Below are 21,726 nucleotides of genomic sequence, written 5' to 3'. Positions count from 1 at the left end.
GGAGCGGACGGATCCGGGATCAGGCGTCGACCTCGGCCATGACCTCGTCGGAGACGTCGAAGTTGGCGAAGACGTTCTGCACGTCGTCGCTGTCCTCGAGGGCGTCGATCAGCTTGAAGATCTTGCGGGCGCCGTCGGCGTCCAGCTGGACCTGCACGCTGGGGACGAAGTTGGCCTCGGCCGAGTCGTAGTCGATGCCCGCGTCGACCAGCGCGGTGCGGACGGCGACCATGTTGGAGGCCTCGGAGATGATCTCGAAGGACTCGCCGAGGTCGTTGATCTCCTCCGGGTCCTGGTCGAGGACGACCTCGAAGAGCTTGTCCTCGTCCACGCCGTCGGCCTTGGGGACGATCACGACGCCCTTGCGGGAGAACATGTACGAGACCGAGCCCGGGTCGGCCATCGAGCCGCCGTTGCGGGTCATGGCCACGCGCACGTCCGAGGCGGCACGGTTGCGGTTGTCGGTGAGGCACTCGATGAGCACCGCGACACCGTTCGGGCCGTAGCCCTCGTACATGATCGTCGAGTAGTCGGCGCCGCCGGCCTCTGCGCCCGAGCCGCGCTTGACGGCGCGGTTGATGTTGTCGATCGGGACCGAGCTCTTCTTCGCCTTCTGGATGGCGTCGTACAGCGTCGGGTTGCCGGCCGGATCGCCACCGCCAGTGCGCGCCGCCACCTCGATGTTCTTGATCATCTTGGCGAAGAGCTTGCCGCGCTTGGCGTCGATCACGGCCTTCTTGTGCTTGGTGGTAGCCCACTTAGAGTGGCCGGACATCGCCAGCTCCTTTACGTCGCCAAAGGGAAATGAACACAGGAGATCTTACCGGTGTCCGAACCGACACCTGGCATCGCATCAGTCTCCCTCGCGAGCCGAAGGGCGCGCCGGTGTCGAAAGCGACGAGCGACGAGGGCCCCTCGCCCCCAGCCTTCGGCCGGGGACCCCCGCCCGATGGCGGGCAGGCGGGCGAGCGCCGGAGGGGGGACCCTCCTGCCCGATGGCGGGCAAGGAGGGCGAGCGTCGACACCGGGCCGGAGTGCCCGGGGGCGAGCGCGGAACTACGCCGAAGACTCGCTCAGACGGCCTCGACCATGCGTACGAAGTACTCGTGCACCCGGTGGTCGCCGGTCAGCTCGGGGTGGAACGACGTGGCGAGCAGGTTGCCCTGGCGGACCGCCACGATGCGGCTCTCGGGACCGTCGGCAGCCGGCAGCTCGGCCAGCACCTCGACGGCCGTGCCGACCGCCTCGACCCAGGGGGCGCGGATGAACACGCCGTGCACCGGTCCGCCGTCCAGCCCCTCGAAATCGATCCCGGACTCGAAGGACTCGTTCTGCCGGCCGAAGGCATTGCGGCGGACGGTCATGTCGATGCCGCCGACGGTCTCCTGGTCCTCCCGGCCGTCCAGGATCTTGTCGGCGAGCATGATCATGCCCGCGCAGGTGCCGTAGACCGGCATCCCGGCGGCCACCCGCTCGCGCAGCGGGCCCATCACGTCGAACTGCAGGGCCAGCTTGGACATGGTGGTGGACTCGCCGCCGGGGATCACCAGCGCGTCCACCTCGGCCAGTTCCTCGGCGCGCCGCACCGGGCGGGCTATCGCGTCGGCGGCGGCCAGTGCCACCAGGTGCTCACGGACGTCGCCCTGCAGCGCGAGAACGCCGATGACGGGAGTGCTGGACACGGTTGCTACCTCTTGGATCGTGTTCGCTGAAGTCTGTGCTGCGGGCACGCGCGGTGGCCCGCCGCGCCCCACTGCTGCGCGGCGGGCCGGGAAGCGCTACCGAATCACCAGCCGCGGTTGGCGTAGCGCTCGGTCTCCGGCAGGGTGTCGCAGTTGATGCCGACCATGGCCTCGCCCAGGTTGCGGGAGGCGTCGGCGATGATCTTCGGGTCGTCGAAGAAGGTGGTGGCCTTGACGATGGCGGCGGCACGCTTGGCCGGGTCGCCCGACTTGAAGATGCCCGAGCCGACGAAGACGCCCTCGGCGCCCAGCTGGCGCATCAGCGCCGCGTCGGCCGGGGTGGCCACGCCACCGGCGGAGAACAGCACGACCGGGAGCTTGCCGAGCTCGGCGACCTCCTTGACCAGCTCGTACGGGGCACGCAGCTCCTTGGCGGCGGCGTACAGCTCGTTGTGGTCCAGGGCGCGCAGGTGGCCGATCTCGTTCTTGATCTGGCGCAGGTGGCGGACGGCCTCGACCACGTTGCCGGTGCCGGCCTCACCCTTGGAGCGGATCATGGCCGCACCCTCGGCGATGCGGCGCAGGGCCTCGCCCAGGTTGGTGGCGCCGCAGACGAAGGGGGTGGTGAAGGCCCACTTGTCGGAGTGGTTGACCTCGTCGGCCGGGGTCAGCACCTCGGACTCGTCGATGTAGTCGACACCGAGCGACTGCAGCACCTGGGCCTCGACGAAGTGGCCGATCCGGGACTTGGCCATGACCGGGATGGAGACCGCGTTGATGATCTCCTCGATCATGTTCGGGTCGGACATCCGGGCCACGCCGCCGTCCTTGCGGATGTCGGCGGGAACGCGCTCCAGCGCCATGACGGCGACCGCACCGGCGTCCTCGGCGATCTTCGCCTGCTCGGCGTTGACCACATCCATGATCACACCGCCCTTGAGCTGCTCGGCCATGCCGCGCTTCACGCGGGCGGTGCCGATCTGCGGCTGGTCTGCGGTGATGGGGGTGGTGGACACGTGAGACCTCACTCGAAGATGAACCAGTGCTATCGCCCTATCGTAGGCCCGAACCACCGCTTGCCCATGCGCCACCTAGTCCAAGCCCGCAAGTCGGGATACGACAAACAGGCTGTAACGCGCTCACGCGGGAGCACCCTGGGGCGTGAGCGCCGCGGGGGGTTCGTCGTCCATCTCGAAGGCGAGCGGGAAGGGCGCCCGACCGGCCAGCCGGAAATAGCGCACCAGACGGTGCTCGCGCACCGCCCGTGCCGCCCGGACCGCGTCGTTGTGGAACCGCCGCGCCATCGGCACCCGGCGCACCGCCGCTGTGAGGTCTCTCACAACTTCTTCACCACCCGGAACCGCCAGCAGCGCCGCCACCTGCTCCGGGTCTGCGAACACCGCGCGCAGCGCCAGGCTCAGCTCGCTCTCCGCCACCTCCCGGTGCTCGTCCTCGGCCTGCCGGGCGGCGTGCGAGGCCTCGTAGAGCAGGATCGAGGCGGCCGGGTCGAGCAGCGAGGAGGTGGCCAGCTCCAGCGTGACGGAGGCCCGCCGGACGAGCTGCGCGTCCAGCGAGGCCCGGGCCGCGTCGATCCGGGCGTGCAGGCGGTCGAGCCGGCCCGCCGTCCAGCTCAGGTAGACGGCGAACAGCACGAGAGCCGCAGCGGCCCAGATCCACGTAGTCACGGAGCAGAACGCTACAGGGCACTCTTCCGGTAGAAGTCCCGGTCCAGCTCCAGCACGTTCACCGCGAGGTGCGCCCGCACCCCGGAGGCCGGCCGTACCGAACGCTCCAGCAGGCTCAACAGCTCCTCGGCCAGCTTGGTCCTCAGCTCACCGCTGCGACCCGAGAGGACCTTGATCTCCAGGTACACCGTCGCGGCCCGCGGCAGCCCGCCGTGGCCGACGTGGAAGTCCTCGGCCTTGCGGAAGACCGTCTTGCAGTCGTCCACGGGCGAGGAGATCAGCGCGGCGACCCGCGAGTGCAGATCGCGGACGAACGCCGGCCGGTCGAAGGCGACGCCCTCGGAGTAGTCGATGGATATCTGCGGCATCTCGGGCCCCCGGGGTCGGTTGACGAATCGTCAGGCCAACCCTAGCCGGCCCGTCAATCCCGGTTCCCCCGGCCGGCCGGTCAGTCCCTGGTCAGCTTCAGCCGGCCGCGCCACCCGTTCCGCTCGTCCTCGGCCACCGGCGGCATGCCGTCGGTGACCGTCTCGTACACCGAGAGGATCTCCGCGCCGACGGTCGACCAGTCGAACCGCCGCACGTGCCGGGAGGCCGCCCGTCGCAGCCGGGCCAGCCGGTCCGGGTCGCCCAGCAGCCGCAGCGCGGCGTCGGCGAGGGCCGCCGGGTCCTCGACCGGGAACAGCTCGCCGGCGTCACCGCCGTCCAGCACCTGCCGGAACGCGTCCAGGTCGCTGGCAAGCACTGGGGCGCCCGCCGACATCGCCTCGACCAGGATGATGCCGAAGCTCTCGCCGCCGGTGTTCGGCGCCACGTACAGGTCGACGCTGCGCAGCAGCCGGGCCTTCTCCCGGTCGCTGACCATGCCGAGGAACTCCACCTGCCGCCGCACCTCGGGCGCCAGGCCGGCCACCGCCTCCTCCTCGTCGCCCTTGCCGGCGACCAGCAGCCGGACGCCCGGGCGCTCGGCGAGGATCTTGGGCAGTGCGGCGAGCAGGCTCGGCAGGCCCTTGCGGGGCTCGTTGATCCGGCCGATGAAGCCGATCGTGCCGGGCTTGCCGTCGGCCGCCCCGCCCTGCCAGCGCGGGTCGGGCTCGGCCTCGGCGAAGAACCGCACGTCCACGCCGTTGGGGATCACCACCGCGTCGCCGCCGAGGTGTTCCACCAGGGTGCGCCGGGCGTACTCGCTGACCGCGATCCGGGCGCTCATCTTCTCCAGGCCCGGCTGGAGGATCGGCGAGGCCGCGATCATCGCGCGGGACCGCGGGTTGGAGGTGTGGAAGGTGCCCACCATCGGCCCCGAGGCGGACCAGGCGGCCAGCATCGACAGGCTGGGCGAGGAGGGCTCGTGGACGTGCAGGATGTCGAACCGGCCCTCGTTCAGCCAGCGCCTCACCCGGGCGGCGGAGAGGATGCCGAAGCTGAGCCGGGCCACCGAGCCGTTGTAGGGCACCGCGACGGCCCGCCCGGCCGAGAGCACGTACGGCGGCAGCGCCGACTCGTCCTCGGCCGGCGCGAGCACGGAGACCCGGTGGCCGAGGCCGATCAGGTGCTCCGCGAGGTCGCGGATGTGGAACTGCACCCCACCGGGGACGTCCCAGTCGTACGGGCAGACGATTCCGATCTTCATCGCGGCCCCCTCAGGCGGTACGGCGTGGCCCCAGGTCGGCCAGCCAGAACTTCTGCAGCATGTGCCAGTCCTCCGAGTGCTCGCGGATCCCGTCCGCCCACACGTCGGCGAGTGCCTGGGTCATCGCCAGGACCTTGGAGTGCTGGTCGCCCTCCTCGGGCACCGGCAGCTCGGGGTGGATCTCGACCCGCATCACCGGACCGTCGTACCAGAGCGTGGCCGGGACCAGCGCGGCTCCCGTCCGCACGGCCAGCGCGGCCGGGCCCGCCGGGACCTTGGTCCGCTCGCCGAAGAACTCCACCGGGATGCCGGCGTCCGACAGGTCGCGGTCACCGACCAGGCAGACCAGCCTTCCCGCCCGCAGCCGGCGGGCCAGCGTACCGATCACCGAGCCCCCGCCGCCGGTCAGCGGCAGCACCTCCATGCCCAGGCCCTCGCGGTACGCGACGAAGCGGTCGAACAGCGACTCCGGCTTGAGCCGCTCGGCGACCGTGGTGAACGGGTGACCCTGGCCGACGATCCACGCCCCGGCCAGGTCCCAGTTGGCCATGTGCGGCAGCGCCGCCACCACACCGCGCCCGGCCTCCATCGGACCGGTCAGGTTCTCCAGCCCCTTGGCCTGCACGGCTTCCGAGACCCGCGCCCGGCTCCAGGTGGGCAGCCGGAATGCCTCCAGCCAGTACCGCAGGTAGGAGCGCATCCCAGCCCGGGACAGCTCGCGCAGCCGCTCCTCGCTCGCCCCCGGGTGCACCCGGGAGAGGTTGCGCTCCAGCTGGCGCACGCCCTTGCCGCGCTTGCGCCAGGTGAAGTCCGCCAACTGGCCGAACAGGCCGCGCGCGACCGGCTCCGGCAGGTGCTTCAGCACCGACCAGCCCAGCGCGTAGGCACCGTCCACCAGCCGTTCCCTGAGCGCCGGAGCGCTCGGCACCGGGGCGTTCACAGCACCTCCCGCGACTCGACGGCCTCCAGCGCCTCCCGGCGCACGGTCAGCATCCGCTGCAGCACCGTCACCAGGCTGCCCAGCGCGACCAGCCACAGCGCCAGCGGCAGCAGCGGCTCCACATACGGCACCCCGAAGGCGTGCAGACCGGCCACACCCGCCGCGACCAGGCTTATCACCAGCCGCTCGGCCCGCTCGACCAGCCCCGACACGTTGCACGGCAGCCCCAGGCTCTCCGCCCGCGCCTTGGTGTACGAGACCACCTGGCCGCTCGCCAGGCAGAGCACCGAGATCGCGCAGAGCAGGTCGTTGTCGCCCTTGCCCGCGTACCAGAGCGCCAGCCCGCCGAAGATCGCCGCATCGGCGACCCGGTCCAGCGTCGAGTCCAGGAACGCACCCCACTTGCTCGACCTGCCCGCCTGGCGGGCCATGTTGCCGTCCACCAGGTCGGAGAAGATGAAGAGGGTGATCGTGATGGTGCCCCAGAAGAACTCGCCCCGGGGGAAGAACACCAGCGCACCGGCGACCGAGCCGGCCGTACCGATCAGCGTCACCGCGTCCGGGCTCACCCCCCAGCGCAGCAGCAGCGCCGCGAACGGCGTGAGGACACGTGTGAAGAAGGCACGTGCGTACTTGTTGAGCATGGCCTTCCGGACCGCCCCGATCTCACCTATCCGCCCTCGGCCCCAGTGGTCGACCGGCGGCCGAGCGGAACGACCCGCCCGGCCCGACAATGGTATCCAGGCCGCTCGCACCGCTTGGCCGCCCCACACCCCGCGAGCCGGTCCCGGCCCGAACCGGCCGCCACTCAGGGCACTTCCCCGCATACGGGACGTAACTGCCGCCCCCGCGAAGGAGGCACGCCATGGCCGACCGAGGAACCCCGCACGCGCCCGCACCCACCGTCGAGCGGTCCGCGCAGCTGCGCAACGTGGCCCTGATCGGCCCCAGCGGCACCGGGAAGACCACCCTCGCCGAATCCCTCGCCCTCACCGCGGGCGCCCTCACCCGGGCGGGCACCGTCCCGGACGGCACCACCGCCGCCGACTACGAGGAGATCGAGCACCAGCAGCAGCGCTCGGTCCAGCTCGCGCTGCTCCCGCTCGGCTGGCGCGACACCAAGATCAACCTGCTGGACACCCCCGGCTACGCCGACTTCGCCGGCGACCTGCGGGCCGGACTGCGCGCCGCCGAGTCCGCCGTCCTGGTCCTCTCCGCCGCCGACCCGATCCCGCTGCCCGCCCTGACCCTCTGGCGCGAGTGCCGCGCCACCGGACTGCCAACCGTGATCGTCCTCACCCACCTCACCGCGGGCCGGGGCAGCTTCGAGGAGGCCCTGGCCGCCTGCCAGGAGGCCTTCGGCGAGGGCCACCCCGACACCGTCCTGCCCATCCACCTGCCGATCCTGCGCGACGGCCACCCGTACGGCTCACTCGAACTCCTCACCGGTCGCCGCTACGGCGAGAGCGGCGAGGTGCCCGGCGCCGACGAGGCCCGCGGCCGCCTGGTCGAGGCCATCGCCGGCGAGGACGACACCCTGCTGGAGCGCTACGTGGCCGGCGAGGACCTCGACCCCGCCTCGCTCACCGAGGCACTGCGCCGCGAAGTCCTCCAGGGCACCGTGCACCCCGTACTCGCCGCCGCGCCCCCGCTCGACCCGGCCGGCCCCGCCGTCGGGGCCGCCGAACTCCTCGACCTGATCACCGAGATCCTCCCCACCCCCGAGGAGCGCCGGGACGACCTGCCGCCCTCGGATCCCGACGCCCCCGTCACCGCCCAGGTCATCCACACCGGCGAGGACCCGTACGTCGGCCGCCTCAGCCTGGTCCGGGTCTACTCCGGCACCCTGCGCCCCGACACCACCCTGCACCTGGCCGACCACCCCGACGAACGCGTCACCGCCCTGACCTCCCCCTTCGGCAAGCAGCAGCGCCCGGTCCCCTACGCCCTCCCCGGCGACCTGGTCTGCCTCGCCAAACTCGCCACCGCGCGCACCGGGGACACCCTCTCCGCCGGCCAACTCGTCCTCGAACGCTGGCCGTTGCCCGAACCGCTGCTCCCCGTCGCGATCCAGGCCCACAGCAAGGGCGACGAGGACCGGCTCGCCCAGAGCCTCGCCCGGCTCACCACCCAGGACCCGGCCCTGCGGGTGGAGCAGAACGCCGAAACCCACCAACTCGTGCTCTGGTGCACCGGCGAGGCCCACCAGGCCGTCGTCCTGGACCGCCTGCGCACCCGCTACGGCGTCAACCTCGACACCGTCGGGTACCAGGTCGCCCTGCGCGAGACCTTCGCCACCACCGCCAGCGGCCACGGACGGCACGTCAAACAGTCAGGCGGCCACGGCCAGTTCGCCATCTGCGACCTCACCGTCGAACCCCTGGCGCCCGGCAGCGGCTTCGAGTTCGTCGACAAGGTCGTCGGCGGCGCCGTGCCGCGCAACTTCATCCCCTCGGTGGAGAAGGGCGTACGCGCCCAACTCGCCCACGGCGTCAAGGCCGGCTACCCCATGGTCGACGTCCGGGTGACCCTCACCGACGGCAAGGCGCACTCGGTCGACTCCTCCGACGCCGCCTTCCAGACCGCCGGCGCCCTCGCGCTGCGTGAGGCCGCCGCCCACGCCACCGTCCGGCTGCTGGAACCCGTCGACGAGATCCAGGTCCTGCTGCCCGACGAGTACCAGGGCGCCGTCCTCACCGACCTCTCCTCCCGCCGCGGCCACGTGCTCGGCACCGAACCCGGCGGCCCCGGCCTCAGCCTGGTCCGCGCCGAAGTCCCCGAGCTCGAACTCGCGCGCTACCCGGTCGAGTTGAGGTCCCTATCGCACGGCACCGGTCAGTTCTCGCGCAGCTACGTCCGGCACGCCCCGATGCCCGCCGCCCTCGCTGCCCAGTACGAGAACGGGTCCTGAAGCCCGTACCCGGCGGCGGGGGTCGACGGACGGGGGCGCAGGAAGGCGTGCGGACCTGATGGCACAGGAGCCCACCGATCCGCGGGGGCACCACGGCGCAGCCGCCCCGGCCGAACGGCGCCCGTCTCCGCCCTCGCGCCCCCGTCCGTCAACCTCCCGCCCCCGAAAGGCTCACCCGCGCTGCGGAAGCGCGCAGGCCGGCGTCCCACCGGGCATCCGGTGCCGGTTCCGCGCGACCAGCCGGTAGACCACCGCCGCCAGCGGACGGACCGGCGGCAGCGCCAACACCCCGCCCAGGTACGCCCACGCCCCGCCCGACCGCATCAGCAGCCGCGCGGCCGCCTGCGCCCCGCCGTAGACCTCCCCGCCGGGCGTCACCCAGAGGATCTCCCGCTCAGCCCGCTCCCAGGTCACCAGCCCCCGGCCGCCGGCCCGCGCGTCCAGCGCCGCCAGATCCGCGAACTGGAACGGCACCGCCTCCCACCCCCCGGCGGCCAGGCTCGCCCGCAGATAACGCTCGGCGGCATTCTTGCAGGTCGTGCAGAACGCGCAGTCCCCGTCGAAGACGAGCACCGGATCCACCGCAACCACCTCAGCATCGGCCATGCCCCGATCCTCCCATCACCGGGACCAGCGGGACCTGCGGGGTCAAAGCGGGCCTGAAGTGGGCACCATAGCGAGAGGAGCCACGCCTGGCGAGATGTGACAGCGGTTCAGACGATCATCCGCGCAGCATGGCGGCGGCACGGTACCCTGCGGCTGACAAGGGGAGGAGGGGGCACCACCGTGACCAAGCTGGACATGACACCGGGCGCGCAGATACCCCGCACGGACGTCGGACCACAGACCGCAGTCACCCAGCTGCTCTCCTCGGCTGCCTATCGCGACAGCGACTTCCGCGACCTCGGGGAGAAGCTCGGGGCGACGATCAAGGAGGGCAAGTTCGCCCTTTTCCGGCCAAGTCTCGGCGAGGCCTACAGCCGCGCCCTGATCGACCGGACCCTGGCCGCCAAGCGCAACCCGCTGGTCCCGTCCTTCGGCACCGACACCCGCATGGTGGTCGAGCACTGCCTCGCCGCCGAAGACCTCCGAGGCGCCAGGGACCGCAAGCTCACCCTGGTCACCCTGGTCAGCGGACTGCTCTTCCTGCCGGGCGCGCTGATCTGGCTGCTCGCCTTCCAGAGCCGGGCCTGGCTGAAGAAGCAGAACCCGGCCCGTGAGGGCTTCTACGGCACCGTCGCGCTGCTGGTCGCCGGCGGACTGGCCCTGCTCTTCGTGCTGCGGCCGCCGATGAGCGGGCTGCTCGCCCTCTACTTCCGACTGATGATGGTGGTGCCCGTCGTCGGCTGGTTCGTCGCCAAGCGGATCGTCCTGCGTAGCACCGAGGACCTGCGCTCCCGCTGGGGAGCCCTGGTCGAGGGCAGCGCGATAGCCGCGACCGTCCCCAAGGCCGTCCCGCGCGACGACCTGGACAAGAAGGCCAGCACGCTCCGCGCCCAGCTGGAGCGGCTGACCGCCGAGCAGGACACCAACATTCAGCACTACGCCGGCTCCAAGGGCATCCTCGGCGCCGGGATGCGCTGGGGCGTCTGGGAGATGGTCGAGGACCTGCGCCCGGCCGAGGGCCAGGTCGATTTCCGGACCTTCCACCCGTGGGATCTCACCCGCCGGATCGCCGACCGACTCGGCGGCCTCGGCCGCAGCGAGATCTCCGACGGCGGGATGAAGCACGTCGCCATCCAGCAGTGGGTCGTGGTGGACATCCCGGAGGGCGCCGACGAGATCGGCCGCCCGGGCGGCCCCGAGATGGACGGCTACCGGATGCGCGACTTCGGCATCCAGTCCATCGCCAACCGGCAGACCCTCGGCACCGACACCCGGCACCGGCTGGCCACCCAGCTCGTGCTGCACAACGGCCAGTTGGTGACCACCACGGTGATCGGCGTCACCGTGCTCAGCAACACCCTGCGGGTCTCGGTGGCCGGCTACGCCCTCGGCCCGCTCAACGGGCTCTTCGGCGCCAAGCCCAAGCCCAAGGAGATCTCGGTTGCCAAGACCGGCAAGTTCTGGGAGGAGAAGACGGTCGTCCTGCCCCTGGTGGACAACGACGAGGTGGTCCGGCAGGCCGTCCGGGCGCCGTTCATGAAGCTGCCCACCCTGCTCACCTGGCTGGGCGGCAAGATCGCCCTGCCGGAGCCGTTCTCGCTCCGGGCCTCCTGGGCCGACCGGACCTGGACCAGCCGCTTCAAGTCCGACGACGTGATCTACGGTGCCACCCCGGTGGTCAACGCGGTACTCGCCGCCACCGTCGACTTCCTGGAGGAGCACGACGTCAACGTCGACCGCTTCACCAACCGGACGGGCATCCTCAAGTCCGAGATGCAGGGCGTCCGCCCCTTCAAGGCCGACGTCTACGACGCCGGCTGACCACGGCCGCACACCGAGGGGCTCGTACCGGAACTTCCCGGTACGAGCCCCTCGGCCTCGTCCTCCGGTCCGCTCAGCCCTGCGGCCAGACCTCGGCGAGCATCTTGCGGGTGTCCGCCAGCAGCTGCGGCAGCACCTTGGTGTGCCCCACCACGGGCATGAAGTTGGTGTCCCCGCCCCAGCGCGGCACCACGTGCTGGTGCAGGTGCGCGGCGATCCCGGCACCGGCCGCGGCGCCCTGGTTCATCCCGATGTTGAAGCCGTGGGCCCCGGAGGCCGCGCGCAGCGCGGTCATCGCCCGCTTGGTGAACTCGGCGAGCTCCACCGTCTCCGCCTCGTCCAGGTCCGTGTAGTCGGCCACGTGCCGGTACGGGACGACCATCAGGTGCCCGCCGTTGTACGGGTAGAGGTTGAGCACCGCGAACACAGCGCTGCCCCGGGCGATGATCAGCCCGTCCTCGTCGCTCAGCGACGGGATCGAGCAGAACGGGCAACCGTCATCGGGAGCCGGTCCGGTGGGCTTGTTCTCGCCCTGGATGTACGCCATCCGATGGGGGGTCCAAAGGCGCCGGAAGCCGTCCGGCTCACCCACGCCCTGCTGCAGTTCCGGCTCACTCGTCATGCTGATCAGCATATTCTCCCAGGCAACCCCGCAAAGCCGTACGGGGCAGACTCATCAGAGCCCGCCCCGTACTCACCCCCGCTCACGCGGGGACCACGTCACACCTGGATACGGCGCTCCACGGCGTCGACGATCTCGGCGACGGCCTCGGCAACCGGCACTCCGTTCTTCTGCTCACCGTTGCGGTAGCGGAAGGAGACGGCACCGGCCTCGACGTCGTCGTTGCCCGCGATCAGCATGAACGGGATCTTGGCCTTCTGGGCGTTGCGGATCTTCTTCTGCATGCGGTCGTCCGAGGCGTCGACCTCGACCCGGATGCCGTGCTTCTTCAGCTCGGCCGCGACCTCCCGCAGGTACGGCACGTGCTCGTCGGTGATCGGGATGCCGACCACGGTGACCGGGGCCAGCCACGGCGGCATGGCACCCGCGTAGTGCTCCAGCAACACCGCGAAGAACCGCTCGATCGAGCCGAACAGCGCACGGTGGATCATGACCGGACGCTGGCGGTTGCCGTCCGCGCCCTGGAACTCGAGGTCGAAGCGGTTCGGCAGCTGGAAGTCGACCTGGATGGTCGACATCTGCCAGGTACGGCCGATGGCGTCGCGGGCCTGGACCGAGATCTTCGGTCCGTAGAAGGCTGCACCGGCCGGGTCGAGCACCAGCTCGAGGCCCTGCTTCTCGGCCGCGGCCCGCAGGGTCTCGGTGGCGATCTCCCAGTCCTCGTCCGAACCGATGTACTTCTCCGGGTCCTTGGTGGACAGCTCCAGGTAGAAGTCGGTCAGACCGTAGTCGCGCAGCAGGTCCAGCACGAAGGTGAGCAGCGAGTCCAGCTCGTCGTGCATCTGCTCGTGGGTGCAGTAGATGTGCGCGTCGTCCTGGGTGAAACCCCGGGCGCGGGTCAGACCGTGCACCACACCCGACTTCTCGTACCGGTAGACCGTACCGAACTCGAAGAGCCGCAGCGGCAGTTCGCGGTACGACCGACCGCGCGAGCGGTAGATCAGGTTGTGCATCGGGCAGTTCATCGGCTTGAGGTAGTAGTCGTGCTCGCCGTCGAGCTGCATGGGCGGGTACATGCCGTCGGCGTACCAGTCCAGGTGGCCGGAGAGCTCGAACAGGGTGCCCTTGGTGGCGTGCGGGGTGTAGACGAACTCGTAGCCCGCCTCCTCGTGCCGCTTGCGCGAGTAGTCCTCCATGACCCGGCGCATGATGCCGCCCTTGGGGTGGAAGACGGCCAGACCCGAACCGATCTCCTCCGGGATGGAGAAGAGGTCGAGCTCGGTACCGAGCTTGCGGTGGTCGCGCTTGGCGGCCTCCTCGAGGAAGTCGAGGTGCGCCTTCAGCTCGTCCTTGGACGGCCACGCGGTGCCGTAGATGCGCTGCAGCTGCGGGTTCTTCTCGCTGCCGCGCCAGTACGCGGCGGCCGAGCGCATCAGCTTGAACGCCGGGATGTTCCGGGTGGTGGGCAGGTGCGGGCCACGGCAGAGGTCGCCCCAGCACCGATCACCGGTCTTGGCGTCCAGGTTGTCGTAGATGCTCAGCTCGCCGGCGCCGACCTCGACGCTGGCACCCTCGCCGGCGGTGGCGGCGGAGCCCTTGAGCCCGATCAGCTCCAGCTTGTACGGCTCACCGGCCAGCTCCTCGCGGGCCGCCTCGTCGGTGACCACGCGGCGGGAGAACTTCTGCCCGCGCTTGATGATCTCCTGCATCTTCTTCTCGATGACCTTGAGGTCATCGGGGTGGAACGGCTTCTCGACGTCGAAGTCGTAGTAGAAGCCGTCCTTGATCGGCGGGCCGATGCCCAGCTTGGCCTCGGGGAAGATCTCCTGCACGGCCTGCGCCATCACGTGCGCGGTGGAGTGCCGCAGGATGTCGAGGCCGTCCTTGCTGGAGATCGCGACCGGCTCGACCTCGTCGCCGTCCTGGACGACGTACGCGAGGTCCTTGAGCTGGCCCGCGACCCGGGCGGCGATGATCGAGCGGTCGTCGGCGAACAGATCGGCGGCCGTAGTGCCCGTGGTCACCACGCGCTCTTCCCGATCGGGTTCGCGGTTGATGATTACCCGGACTTCCGTCACCGGTCTCTCCTGACATCCCTGTGCCGCAGCACTCTGCTGCGCGTGTCGATGGTACCGAGCCCGGCCACCCAACCGCGTACCCGTCCACCCGCCGACGGTCGACCACGTTCCGTGTCCGTTCGGCCACGGATCCGGAGAAACCTTCCCGCAGGCTTGCCGCCGGGCGGTTGAGGGTGCGTCAACTGCGGTATCAGCAGGGAAGAAACGCCGCCGCGCCCGGCGCGCCACCGGTCCTCGGTGGCGCGCCGGGCCACGCCCAGTGGCACCTGAGGGGCAGTCATGCAGCATTCTCAGCGCTGGTACGAGGGGCCGCTGGCCTCTTTCGACACCGAGACCACCGGCGTGGACGTCGAGACCGACCGCATCGTCTCGGCCGCCCTGGTGCTCCAGTCCTCCCCCGGCACGACCGCCCGGACGGTGTCCTGGCTCGCCGATCCGGGCATACCGATCCCCGACGGCGCCCGCGCGGTACACGGGATAACCGACGCACAGGTCCGCGCCCACGGCCGGCCTCCGCGCACGGTCGTCGCCGAGATCGCCCGCGCGCTCGGCGAACAGGCCAGGGCCGGCGTCCCCCTGGTGGTGATGAACGCCCCGTACGACCTGACGCTGCTCGACCGCGAACTGCGCCGCCACCGCGAGATCTCACTGACCGACTCCCTGGGCGACGCCGAGCTACTGGTGCTCGACCCCCGAGTGCTGGACCGCTACGTGGACCGCTACCGCAAGGGTCGCCGCACCCTCAGCGATCTCTGCGCCCACTACGGCGTCACCCTGACCGGCGCCCACGACGCCGCCGCCGACGCGGCCGCCGCCCTCGACCTCGTCCGCGCCCTCGGCTCCCGGTACGCCAGCCCACTGGGCACGCTCTCCGCCGCGGAACTGCATCTGCGCCAGCGGAGCTGGTACGCAGCCCAGGCCCGGGGACTGCAGAACTGGTTCGACCGCTCGGGCAGCACCGAACGCGTGGACTTCCACTGGCCGCTGCGCCCGGCCCGCTGCGGCTGCGGCCGCCGCCTCTCGTCGAACCACCGCTGCGAGGCCGCGGCCTGAAATCGCCGGAGACGACTCAGGCCCCGACCGGACTCCCGGTCAGGGCCTGAGTGTTGACGGTGGGCGATACTGGGATCGAACCAGTGACCCCTTCGGTGTGAACGAAGTGCTCTCCCGCTGAGCTAATCGCCCGTGGCAACAAGAAGAACTTTAGCACTACTTGGCTTCGACTGCACAATCCGGCCCAGTACGACCCGCGCCGACAGCCCCCCAGTTCCCTCCGGCCACGCGGATGCTGATTGAGAATCAGCTCACCCTTGAACAAGAAGCAGGTCGACGGGAATGCAAAAAAGATGTCGGGCCCCGACCATTTCCTGGTCGGGGCCCGACATCTGCGGTGCATTCCGGTGGGCGATACTGGGATCGAACCAGTGACCCCTTCGGTGTGAACGAAGTGCTCTCCCGCTGAGCTAATCGCCCGGGTGCAGAAAGAACATTACCGCATCCGGACGGGTGCTCCGAACCACCCCCTCGCACCGCCCCTGCCGGACCAGCCGGCCGGGGCGGCCCCGGACCGGGTCGCCCCCGGAGCCCAGGCACCAGCAGGTCACCGCGGCAAGCCGACGGGCCGCCTCCCCACCCCTCTCCCCCGACCTCAGGATCCGCTCTCCCCCGACCTCAGGATCCGCCCCCGCACTCGGCCCCCGCCCGGCCTGCCGGGCCGAGCCCTCGGCCGGACCGGATTGTCGCTTCGCACAACCATGCGGCGGCCATCCGGCGAAAACCACCAGGGGTTGCCAAGCGCCCGGGCCCGCCGGGAGAGCCACCGTGTTTCCGCAATGCGCCGGAAGGGGTACGACTCGCAGCTGAATCGGGACAGACGGGTTTACACCGGGCTTTCAGGTGGGATGGTCCGTTCGCCGACGTGCGATTCCCCGAGCGCACACTGAGCGAAAGGCCCTGGCGCTTATGAACACCACGGTCAGCTGTGAGCTGCACCTGCGCCTCATCGTGTCGAGCGAGTCGTCACTGCCCGTCCCCGCGGGCCTGCGCTACGACACTGCCGACCCCTATGCCGTGCATGCGACCTTCCACACCGGTGCCGACGAGACCGTGGAGTGGGTGTTCGCCCGTGATCTTCTCGCGGAGGGGCTCCATCGACCCACCGGGACCGGCGACGTCCGGGTGTGGCCCTCGCGCAGCCATGGACAGGGTGTGGTCTGCATCGCCCTGAGTTCTCCGGAGGGAGAGGCCCTGCTGGAGGCCCCGGCCCGGGCGCTTGAGTCCTTCCTCAAGCGGACCGACGCCGCCGTGCCGCCCGGCACCGAACACCGCCATTTCGATCTCGATCGAGAGCTGTCCCACATCCTCGCCGAGAGCTGACCGCCTCGGCGGTGGGGCCGTTATCGACAGCGTCCGTCCTACTCGGGGGCACGGTCGCACTGTTCGCCGCGCACCAAGCGGCCTCGGGGCTCGTCCCGGTCACTCCACGGAGCGGCCGGCCCGACCTGTATCGGCGACGACGGAGGCGCCCGGCCACCGGTGCCGGTCATCCATGCGCGGATGACCGCTCACCAGGCCGGGCGCTTTCGTCATGGCCCCGCACGGTCCGTACACCATCCGTCCCGGTCCGGCCGTACGGCACCGCCCGTACCCGCTCCGAAAGCCTCGTCGGCGGCGCGCACCGCACCCGGCCACGGCGCTCCGGCAGCCGCGGACCTACGCCGTTCGGACGGCCCCGCCCGGTAGAGTCACGGGTGATGACCGACGCGGGAGGCCGGGGCCGCCCGCCGCGCGAGGAGTCCTCACGTGCTGATCACCCATGACACCGAGTGCTCGCTGAGCGTTCTGGTGGAGCTGCTCAACACCTCGCCCGAGGCGTGTGGCAGCGAGCAGCTCCCGGATGTCGCCGCGCTCAGTGCCTTCGTGGTGCGCCAGGACATCAGCGAGGTCGACTCGCTCTCGCCCGCCGACCTAGCCGCCGTGCACCGACTGCGGTCGCGGCTGCGCGAGGTGTTCTCCGCCGGTTCCACCGAGGAGGCGGCCGAGCTGGTGAACGCGGTGGTGGCCGCCGCCGGGACCACGCCCCGGCTCACCAACCACGACCAGCACGACTGGCACATCCACTACTTCGCCCCGCACGCGGCGATCGGTGACCATCTGGCGGCCGAACTCGGCATGGCGCTGGCCTTCATCGTGATGGCCGGGGAGCGCGAGCGGCTGCGCCGCTGCGAGGCCCCCGACTGCGCCCGGGTCTTCGTGGACCTCTCGCGCAACCGCTCCCGCCGCTACTGCGACAGCCGCACCTGCGGCAACCGGCTGCACGTGGCGGCGTACCGGGCGCGCCAGCGGTCGGCGGAGACCGTACCGACCGGCTGAGCACCGTCGGGTGGCGTCTGCCGGGGAGCGGGCGGACGGTCGGCCGGATGACAGACTGGCGGCATGATCGAAGGTTCTCTCCCCCGCCTCGAGTTCTGGTGCGAGCTCCAGTGCCCGGACTGCCGCACCGCCCTGGACGACGTACGGGCACTGCGTGACCGGTACGGCGACGCGCTGCCCATCGAGCTGCGGCACTTCCCGCTGGAGAAGCACAAGCACGCGTACGCGGCGGCTCAGGCGGCCGAGGAGGCGTTCGCCCAGGGCAAGGGGTGGCAGTACGTGACGGCGCTGCTGGCCCGGGTCGAGGAACTGGACAAGGGCGGGGAGAAGCTGCTGGTGCAGGTCGCCGCCGAGGTCGGTCTGGATGCCGAGGAGGTCGACACGGCCCTGGTCGACGGCCGGCACACCCTGGTCGTCGACGCCGACCAGGCGGAGGGGAAGGCGATCGGTGTCACCGGCACGCCGACGTATGTGATCGCCGGGCAGCGTCTGGACGGCGGGAAGAGCCAGGACGGGCTGCTCGAGCGGATCGTCGCCATCATCGAGGAGCAGCGCGGCCGGGCCTGAGTCCCGCCGCTTCGTCGTCGCCCCGGGCCCGGTCACGTCTTCGGTGACCGGGCCCCCGGCTTTCGCAGCCCTCCGGCCGTCAGAGCAGTGACTTGCCGAGGACGCGGTGGGTCACCCGGTAACCGAGCGAGTCGTACAGACCGGTCGCGACGGTGTTGCTGCTGAAGACGTTGAGGCCCAGATCGCGGACTCCGGCGGCGAGGCACTCGCGCTCGGCCAGCAGCATCAGGGCCCGGCCGTAACCCCGACCGCGCTGCTCCCGGTCCACCTCGACGGTCATCACCCAGGCCAGCGGGGCGCCGTTCGCAAGGACGCTCTGGCGCAGGGCCACCCAGAGGCTGCCGAGCGGAGTGCCCTCCGGGTCGTACAGGCGGCGCAGGGCGACGTCCTGGGTCGCCGGTCCCTGCGGCAGCAGGTGCTGGTGGTCGGTGTCCGACTTGGCCCGCGCCTGCTGCTCGGTGAGGCCCGAGGCGCCGAGGTCGTGCAGATAGCCGGCCTTGGCCCGGGCGAGCCAGTCACCGAACTCGGCCTCGCCGATGGGACGGGTGGTCAGGCCGGCCGGCAGGTCCGGGGCCCGGTCGAGGTGTTTGGCCATGTTGCGCATCCGCTCGGTGTAGCCGAGGGCCTCGGCGAGGCGGAGCGCGGTGGTCGCCTCGGCGGGGATCCGCACGTCCACCCTGCTGCAGTCCCAGCCGCGCAGTACCTCCTCGGCGGCGAGCGCGCCGACGGTACCCCGCCCGCGCCCGCGGCCGTCGGTCACCTCGAGCTCGGAGATCTCGCCCCACCACTGCGTGCCCCAGGGCAGCGCGGTGGTGCGGAGGCCGCCGACGGGGCGGCCGTTGACGCAGATCTGCCAGCGGCGGCTGCGGCCGCCGCCCGGTACGGGCTCCTCGGGGCGCTCGGGGCGCAGCGTGGTGGTCATGAGGGCTCCCTTCCCCGTTGCCGTCGCTCTCTACCCGGGCGTCCGCCGGCCCGGCCTGCCCCGGGTGTGCGGTGAAATCGCCGAGGGTCGAGTGGAGCCGCGCGGCGGGCTCGATGTGGAGTGCATAGTCGTTCGCCGGGTTGTGCGGTGCCGGCGGTCCTGCCGTGTCGCCGTTGACCGGGGGCGTTGCCCGGTCACGGGTCGAGGTCGTCGGCACTGCGTTCGGCGAACTGCTTCATGGCCTTGAGGGTGATCGGGCCCGGGGTGGGGGCGAGGTGGCGGTCATCGACGCGGGTGACGGCCTGGACGTCACGGGTGGTCGAGGTGAGGAAGACCTCCTCGGCCCGCCGAAGGACGTCGAAGGGGAGCTCGGCCTCTTCCGCGCCGGTCCAGTCGATGACCAGTCGGCGGGTGATCCCCGCGAGACAGCCGGAGCTCAGCGCGGGGGTGAGCAGCCGGCCGTCCAGGACGACGAAGACGTTGGAGCCGGTGCCCTCGCAGAGGTTTCCGGCGGTGTTGGCGAAGACGGCCTCGGAGGCGTCGTCCCGGTGGGCGGCGGCGAGGGCGACCACGTTCTCGGCGTAGGAGGTGGTCTTCAGGCCTGCTACGGCGCTGTGTTCGTTCCGGCGCCACGGCACGGTCCGGACCGCCGTGGTGTCGGGCCGCCGGGTGGCGCCACCGAGGACGACGACCAGGCTGGTGGGGCCGGTGCCGCGTTCGGAGCCGAGCGGGGAGATCCCGCCGGTGTAGGTGATCCGGATCCGGGCGAACGGCACGGGGTCGGCGTGCAGCACCTGTGCCACGGCCTCGCGGACCTGGTCATGATCGGGGTCGGGCAGGCCGAGGCCGCGGGCGGAACGGGTGAGCCGTTCCAGGTGGCGGGTGAGTGCGACGGGGCTGCCGTCCACCGCCTTGACGGTCTCGAACACGCCGTCGCCGACGGTGAATCCGTGGTCCAGGACGGAGATCACGGCGTCGCCGCCCTCGGTCAGGGAGCCGTTCACCCAGATTCTGGTCGGACTCGGCATGACGGCAGCTCCTCGGGGCCGGCGGGCGGGGTCAGCAGGTACCGGTGCCCGACGCTATCGCGACCAGGCGGGCGGCCTTGAGTTCGGTCTCGTCCCATTCACGCTCGGGGTCGGAGCCCCAGGTGATCCCGGCGCCGGTCCCGAACTTGAGGACGGGGTGGCCGCTGCTCCGGTCGAGCCAGAACGTCCGGATTCCGACGGCGAGTTCGGCTTCGCCCCGGTCCGCGTCGACCCAGCCGACCGCACCGCAGTACGGGCCGCGGGGGGCGGTCTCCAGGGCGTCGATGATCCGCAGTGCGCTGGACTTGGGTGCGCCGGTGACCGAGCCGGGCGGGAAGGTGGCGGCGAACAGCTCGGGCCAGCCGGCGTCCTCGCGGAGGGTGCCTTCCACGGTGGAGACCAGATGCACCAGGCCCGGGTGCTTCTCCACCACGCAGAGGTCGGGGACGGTGACCGTGCCGGTGGCGCAGACCCGGCCGAGGTCGTTGCGGACCAGGTCCACGATCATCACGTTCTCGGCGTGGTCCTTGTCCAGCAGGTCGTGCTCGGTGCGGCCGGTGCCCTTGATCGGCCCGGAGGAGACCGTGCGGCCGGTGCGGCGCAGATAGAGCTCCGGCGAGGCGGTGGCGATCTCGACGCCGTGTTCGGGGAGCCGGATCGTCCCCGCGTACGGGGCGGGGTTGCCGCGGGCGAGCAGGCCGGTGAGGGCGTCGATGTCGCTGCGGGCCGGGTCGGGCAACGGCGCGGACAGCACACGGCAGAGGTTGGCCTGGTACACCTCGCCCGCCGCGATGTGTTCGCGGATGCGGCGCACCCCGGCCGTGTAGGCGTCCCGGTCGAGGGAGCTGTGCCAGCCGTCGGCCCCCGGGCCGACCCAGCCCTCGGTGCGCGGTGGTGCCGGATCGGGGCGGACGTCGTCGAAGCGGGCGCAGGTCAGTCGGCCCTCGAAGTCGTACGCGACGGCCCAGAACCCGCTGGAGTCGAGCGCGGCCGGGTCCGAGGTGACATCGCGCAGTCCCGTCGCCAGGCGGCCGCCGAAGCGGGCCATCGGGGCGGCTGGATCGAGGGAGCTGGTGCGGCCGGACACGGTTCTCCTGCGCGGATCGGATGCTGTGCTGCCCGGGTGCGGGCGCGGGGGCGGGTTTGGGGTCGGTGGCTGAAGTGTAGGTCCGCGGGGGCGGTCGGCGCGGTCCGCGGGAGGCGCGGCCGACCGCCGGCCTCCGTTCCGCCGCAGGTCATCCGGGAGGTGGCCGGCGAGCGCGGCACGCTCCGCCCCGGCGGGGCCTCGCCGGGCTGACGGGACACCATCTGCCTCCGCCCCGACGGCGCGCTTCCGGACACGGAATTTGAGCTGGCCGAGGTTTCCGCTAAAGTTCAACACGTCGCCGGGACACGGAGCCGCAGGAAAGCGGTGAAGGGCCCGGGAGACAGGCGGACGTGGCTCAGTTGGTAGAGCATCACCTTGCCAAGGTGAGGGTCGCGAGTTCGAATCTCGTCGTCCGCTCGATGGAGAACAGGTAGGATCGTTCTCCTCAGTTGCCTGGTGGAGTGGCCGAGAGGCGAGGCAACGGCCTGCAAAGCCGTGTACACGGGTTCAAATCCCGTCTCCACCTCCAAGAGGTACCCCTGGTTCGCCGGGGGACCTCCCCGCGCGATTAGCTCAGCGGGAGAGCACCACCTTGACACGGTGGGGGTCACTGGTTCAATCCCAGTATCGCGCACCTTCGGTTTCCCTTTTCAGGGCCTGGCGTAACATCGCCTTACCGGGCGCGATTAGCTCAGCGGGAGAGCACCACCTTGACACGGTGGGGGTCACTGGTTCAATCCCAGTATCGCGCACTCGGATCCTTCGGGGTCTGGCG

The 21,726-nt window shown here is 71.2% G+C and carries 20 protein-coding genes and 6 tRNA genes; 10 read left to right on the top strand and 16 right to left on the bottom strand.

Translation table 11 applies throughout. The annotated features are described in order from the left end of the window. Nucleotides 1-19: 19 nt before the first annotated feature. The 8 genes from ACZ5ON_RS03995 to pgsA form a co-directional block, all read right to left on the bottom strand. Nucleotides 20-775, bottom strand: coding sequence for a YebC/PmpR family DNA-binding transcriptional regulator (locus tag ACZ5ON_RS03995; protein WP_465585101.1), 756 nt, complete (start codon nucleotides 773-775; stop codon nucleotides 20-22). Between the two features lie 298 nt (nucleotides 776-1,073). Further along, nucleotides 1,074-1,682, bottom strand: a complete 609-nt coding sequence (gene pdxT, locus ACZ5ON_RS03990; protein WP_465585099.1) for a pyridoxal 5'-phosphate synthase glutaminase subunit PdxT — start codon at nucleotides 1,680-1,682, stop codon at nucleotides 1,074-1,076. Nucleotides 1,683-1,786: 104 nt separating this feature from the next. Further along, nucleotides 1,787-2,698: a pyridoxal 5'-phosphate synthase lyase subunit PdxS gene (gene pdxS / locus ACZ5ON_RS03985; protein WP_344637163.1), complete on the bottom strand. Its 912-nt coding sequence runs from the start codon at nucleotides 2,696-2,698 to the stop codon at nucleotides 1,787-1,789. Between the two features lie 123 nt (nucleotides 2,699-2,821). Then, entirely contained in the window at nucleotides 2,822-3,367 is a 546-nt protein-coding gene (locus ACZ5ON_RS03980) for a hypothetical protein (protein WP_465585096.1), read from the bottom strand. A gap of 11 nt (nucleotides 3,368-3,378) precedes the next feature. After that, nucleotides 3,379-3,735, bottom strand: a complete 357-nt coding sequence (locus ACZ5ON_RS03975; protein ID WP_465585093.1) for an isomerase — start codon at nucleotides 3,733-3,735, stop codon at nucleotides 3,379-3,381. 80 nt (nucleotides 3,736-3,815) lie between these two features. After that, on the bottom strand, nucleotides 3,816-4,997 hold the full coding sequence (locus tag ACZ5ON_RS03970) for a glycosyltransferase family 4 protein (RefSeq protein ID WP_465585091.1): 1,182 nt from the start codon (nucleotides 4,995-4,997) through the stop codon (nucleotides 3,816-3,818). A gap of 10 nt (nucleotides 4,998-5,007) precedes the next feature. Next, nucleotides 5,008-5,937 (bottom strand): phosphatidylinositol mannoside acyltransferase, encoded by a 930-nt coding sequence (locus ACZ5ON_RS03965; RefSeq protein WP_465585088.1) that lies wholly within the window; start codon nucleotides 5,935-5,937, stop codon nucleotides 5,008-5,010. Next, a complete protein-coding gene (pgsA, locus tag ACZ5ON_RS03960) occupies nucleotides 5,934-6,581 on the bottom strand; it encodes a phosphatidylinositol phosphate synthase (RefSeq protein ID WP_465585086.1) in 648 nt (215 codons plus the stop codon). The genes ACZ5ON_RS03965 and pgsA overlap by 4 nt, the downstream gene beginning before the upstream one ends. Before the next feature lie 221 nt (nucleotides 6,582-6,802). Between pgsA and ACZ5ON_RS03955 the strand changes: the two genes are divergently transcribed. Continuing rightward, entirely contained in the window at nucleotides 6,803-8,848 is a 2,046-nt protein-coding gene (locus ACZ5ON_RS03955; protein ID WP_465585084.1) for an elongation factor G-like protein EF-G2, read from the top strand. Nucleotides 8,849-9,019: 171 nt separating this feature from the next. Here ACZ5ON_RS03955 and ACZ5ON_RS03950 read toward each other — a convergent pair whose 3' ends face one another. Continuing rightward, on the bottom strand, nucleotides 9,020-9,454 hold the full coding sequence (locus tag ACZ5ON_RS03950; RefSeq protein ID WP_465585082.1) for a thiol-disulfide oxidoreductase DCC family protein: 435 nt from the start codon (nucleotides 9,452-9,454) through the stop codon (nucleotides 9,020-9,022). 180 nt (nucleotides 9,455-9,634) lie between these two features. Between ACZ5ON_RS03950 and ACZ5ON_RS03945 the strand changes: the two genes are divergently transcribed. Continuing rightward, nucleotides 9,635-11,275 (top strand): hypothetical protein, encoded by a 1,641-nt coding sequence (locus ACZ5ON_RS03945; RefSeq protein WP_465585080.1) that lies wholly within the window; start codon nucleotides 9,635-9,637, stop codon nucleotides 11,273-11,275. 73 nt (nucleotides 11,276-11,348) lie between these two features. On the opposite strand, the gene ACZ5ON_RS03940 is transcribed toward ACZ5ON_RS03945, so the two are convergent. After that, nucleotides 11,349-11,909 (bottom strand): HIT family protein, encoded by a 561-nt coding sequence (locus ACZ5ON_RS03940; protein ID WP_344637154.1) that lies wholly within the window; start codon nucleotides 11,907-11,909, stop codon nucleotides 11,349-11,351. A gap of 86 nt (nucleotides 11,910-11,995) precedes the next feature. Continuing rightward, a complete protein-coding gene (gene thrS, locus ACZ5ON_RS03935; protein ID WP_465585077.1) occupies nucleotides 11,996-13,975 on the bottom strand; it encodes a threonine--tRNA ligase in 1,980 nt (659 codons plus the stop codon). 279 nt (nucleotides 13,976-14,254) lie between these two features. On the opposite strand from thrS, the gene ACZ5ON_RS03930 reads away from it, so the two are divergent. Then, the gene (locus ACZ5ON_RS03930; protein ID WP_465585075.1) at nucleotides 14,255-15,028 is read left to right on the top strand and encodes an exonuclease domain-containing protein; all 774 of its coding nucleotides are present in this window, start codon (nucleotides 14,255-14,257) and stop codon (nucleotides 15,026-15,028) included. A 60-nt stretch (nucleotides 15,029-15,088) separates the two neighbouring features. Here ACZ5ON_RS03930 and ACZ5ON_RS03925 read toward each other — a convergent pair. Together ACZ5ON_RS03925 and ACZ5ON_RS03920 are read right to left on the bottom strand one after the other, a co-directional pair. Continuing rightward, nucleotides 15,089-15,160 (bottom strand) — tRNA-Val (locus ACZ5ON_RS03925). Between the two features lie 216 nt (nucleotides 15,161-15,376). Then, a tRNA-Val gene (locus ACZ5ON_RS03920) sits at nucleotides 15,377-15,448 on the bottom strand. A gap of 489 nt (nucleotides 15,449-15,937) precedes the next feature. Between ACZ5ON_RS03920 and ACZ5ON_RS03915 the strand changes: the two genes are divergently transcribed. The 3 genes from ACZ5ON_RS03915 to ACZ5ON_RS03905 all read left to right on the top strand — a co-directional run bounded on the left by ACZ5ON_RS03915 (nucleotide 15,938) and on the right by ACZ5ON_RS03905 (nucleotide 17,914). Beyond that, entirely contained in the window at nucleotides 15,938-16,351 is a 414-nt protein-coding gene (locus ACZ5ON_RS03915; RefSeq protein WP_030056266.1) for an SsgA family sporulation/cell division regulator, read from the top strand. A gap of 426 nt (nucleotides 16,352-16,777) precedes the next feature. Continuing rightward, on the top strand, nucleotides 16,778-17,347 hold the full coding sequence (locus ACZ5ON_RS03910) for a CGNR zinc finger domain-containing protein (RefSeq protein ID WP_465585072.1): 570 nt from the start codon (nucleotides 16,778-16,780) through the stop codon (nucleotides 17,345-17,347). A 63-nt stretch (nucleotides 17,348-17,410) separates the two neighbouring features. Next, nucleotides 17,411-17,914 carry a DsbA family protein gene (locus tag ACZ5ON_RS03905; RefSeq protein WP_465585070.1) on the top strand — a complete coding sequence of 168 codons (504 nt, stop codon included), beginning with the start codon at nucleotides 17,411-17,413 and terminating at the stop codon, nucleotides 17,912-17,914. A gap of 79 nt (nucleotides 17,915-17,993) precedes the next feature. On the opposite strand, the gene ACZ5ON_RS03900 is transcribed toward ACZ5ON_RS03905, so the two are convergent. The 3 genes from ACZ5ON_RS03900 to ACZ5ON_RS03890 form a co-directional block, all read right to left on the bottom strand. Continuing rightward, on the bottom strand, nucleotides 17,994-18,836 hold the full coding sequence (locus ACZ5ON_RS03900) for a GNAT family N-acetyltransferase (RefSeq protein WP_465585065.1): 843 nt from the start codon (nucleotides 18,834-18,836) through the stop codon (nucleotides 17,994-17,996). 194 nt (nucleotides 18,837-19,030) lie between these two features. Continuing rightward, on the bottom strand, nucleotides 19,031-19,864 hold the full coding sequence (locus tag ACZ5ON_RS03895) for an aminotransferase class IV (protein ID WP_465585058.1): 834 nt from the start codon (nucleotides 19,862-19,864) through the stop codon (nucleotides 19,031-19,033). Between the two features lie 31 nt (nucleotides 19,865-19,895). Further along, on the bottom strand, nucleotides 19,896-20,951 hold the full coding sequence (locus ACZ5ON_RS03890; RefSeq protein WP_465585055.1) for a chorismate-binding protein: 1,056 nt from the start codon (nucleotides 20,949-20,951) through the stop codon (nucleotides 19,896-19,898). 344 nt (nucleotides 20,952-21,295) lie between these two features. Here ACZ5ON_RS03890 and ACZ5ON_RS03885 point away from each other — a divergent pair. From ACZ5ON_RS03885 to ACZ5ON_RS03870, 4 genes are all read left to right on the top strand, one after another. Beyond that, nucleotides 21,296-21,368 (top strand) — tRNA-Gly (locus ACZ5ON_RS03885). 38 nt (nucleotides 21,369-21,406) lie between these two features. Then, nucleotides 21,407-21,480: transfer RNA gene (locus ACZ5ON_RS03880), tRNA-Cys, on the top strand. A gap of 33 nt (nucleotides 21,481-21,513) precedes the next feature. Then, nucleotides 21,514-21,585: transfer RNA gene (locus ACZ5ON_RS03875), tRNA-Val, on the top strand. Between the two features lie 46 nt (nucleotides 21,586-21,631). Beyond that, a tRNA-Val gene (locus ACZ5ON_RS03870) sits at nucleotides 21,632-21,703 on the top strand. Nucleotides 21,704-21,726: the final 23 nt, after the last annotated feature.

It is taken from the genome of Kitasatospora sp. NPDC032150, assembly GCF_055579945.1.
Note: the sequence above shows the minus strand (reverse complement) of the source record. Positions and strands in the feature narration are given on the sequence as shown.

Bases quoted from the DNA above. Each gene is read 5' to 3' on its own strand.
- ACZ5ON_RS03950 (WP_465585082.1), bottom strand. From the start codon at position 9,454: ATGGCCGATGCTGAGGTGGTTGCGGTGGATCCGGTGCTCGTCTTCGAC.
- ACZ5ON_RS03940 (WP_344637154.1), bottom strand. From the start codon at position 11,909: ATGCTGATCAGCATGACGAGTGAGCCGGAACTGCAGCAGGGCGTGGGT.
- ACZ5ON_RS03995 (WP_465585101.1), bottom strand. From the start codon at position 775: ATGTCCGGCCACTCTAAGTGGGCTACCACCAAGCACAAGAAGGCCGTG.
- ACZ5ON_RS03905 (WP_465585070.1), top strand. From the start codon at position 17,411: ATGATCGAAGGTTCTCTCCCCCGCCTCGAGTTCTGGTGCGAGCTCCAG.
- pgsA (WP_465585086.1), bottom strand. From the start codon at position 6,581: ATGCTCAACAAGTACGCACGTGCCTTCTTCACACGTGTCCTCACGCCG.
- ACZ5ON_RS03930 (WP_465585075.1), top strand. From the start codon at position 14,255: ATGCAGCATTCTCAGCGCTGGTACGAGGGGCCGCTGGCCTCTTTCGAC.
- ACZ5ON_RS03970 (WP_465585091.1), bottom strand. From the start codon at position 4,997: ATGAAGATCGGAATCGTCTGCCCGTACGACTGGGACGTCCCCGGTGGG.
- ACZ5ON_RS03975 (WP_465585093.1), bottom strand. From the start codon at position 3,735: ATGCCGCAGATATCCATCGACTACTCCGAGGGCGTCGCCTTCGACCGG.
- ACZ5ON_RS03915 (WP_030056266.1), top strand. From the start codon at position 15,938: ATGAACACCACGGTCAGCTGTGAGCTGCACCTGCGCCTCATCGTGTCG.
- ACZ5ON_RS03895 (WP_465585058.1), bottom strand. From the start codon at position 19,864: ATGCCGAGTCCGACCAGAATCTGGGTGAACGGCTCCCTGACCGAGGGC.
- ACZ5ON_RS03900 (WP_465585065.1), bottom strand. From the start codon at position 18,836: ATGACCACCACGCTGCGCCCCGAGCGCCCCGAGGAGCCCGTACCGGGC.
- ACZ5ON_RS03955 (WP_465585084.1), top strand. From the start codon at position 6,803: ATGGCCGACCGAGGAACCCCGCACGCGCCCGCACCCACCGTCGAGCGG.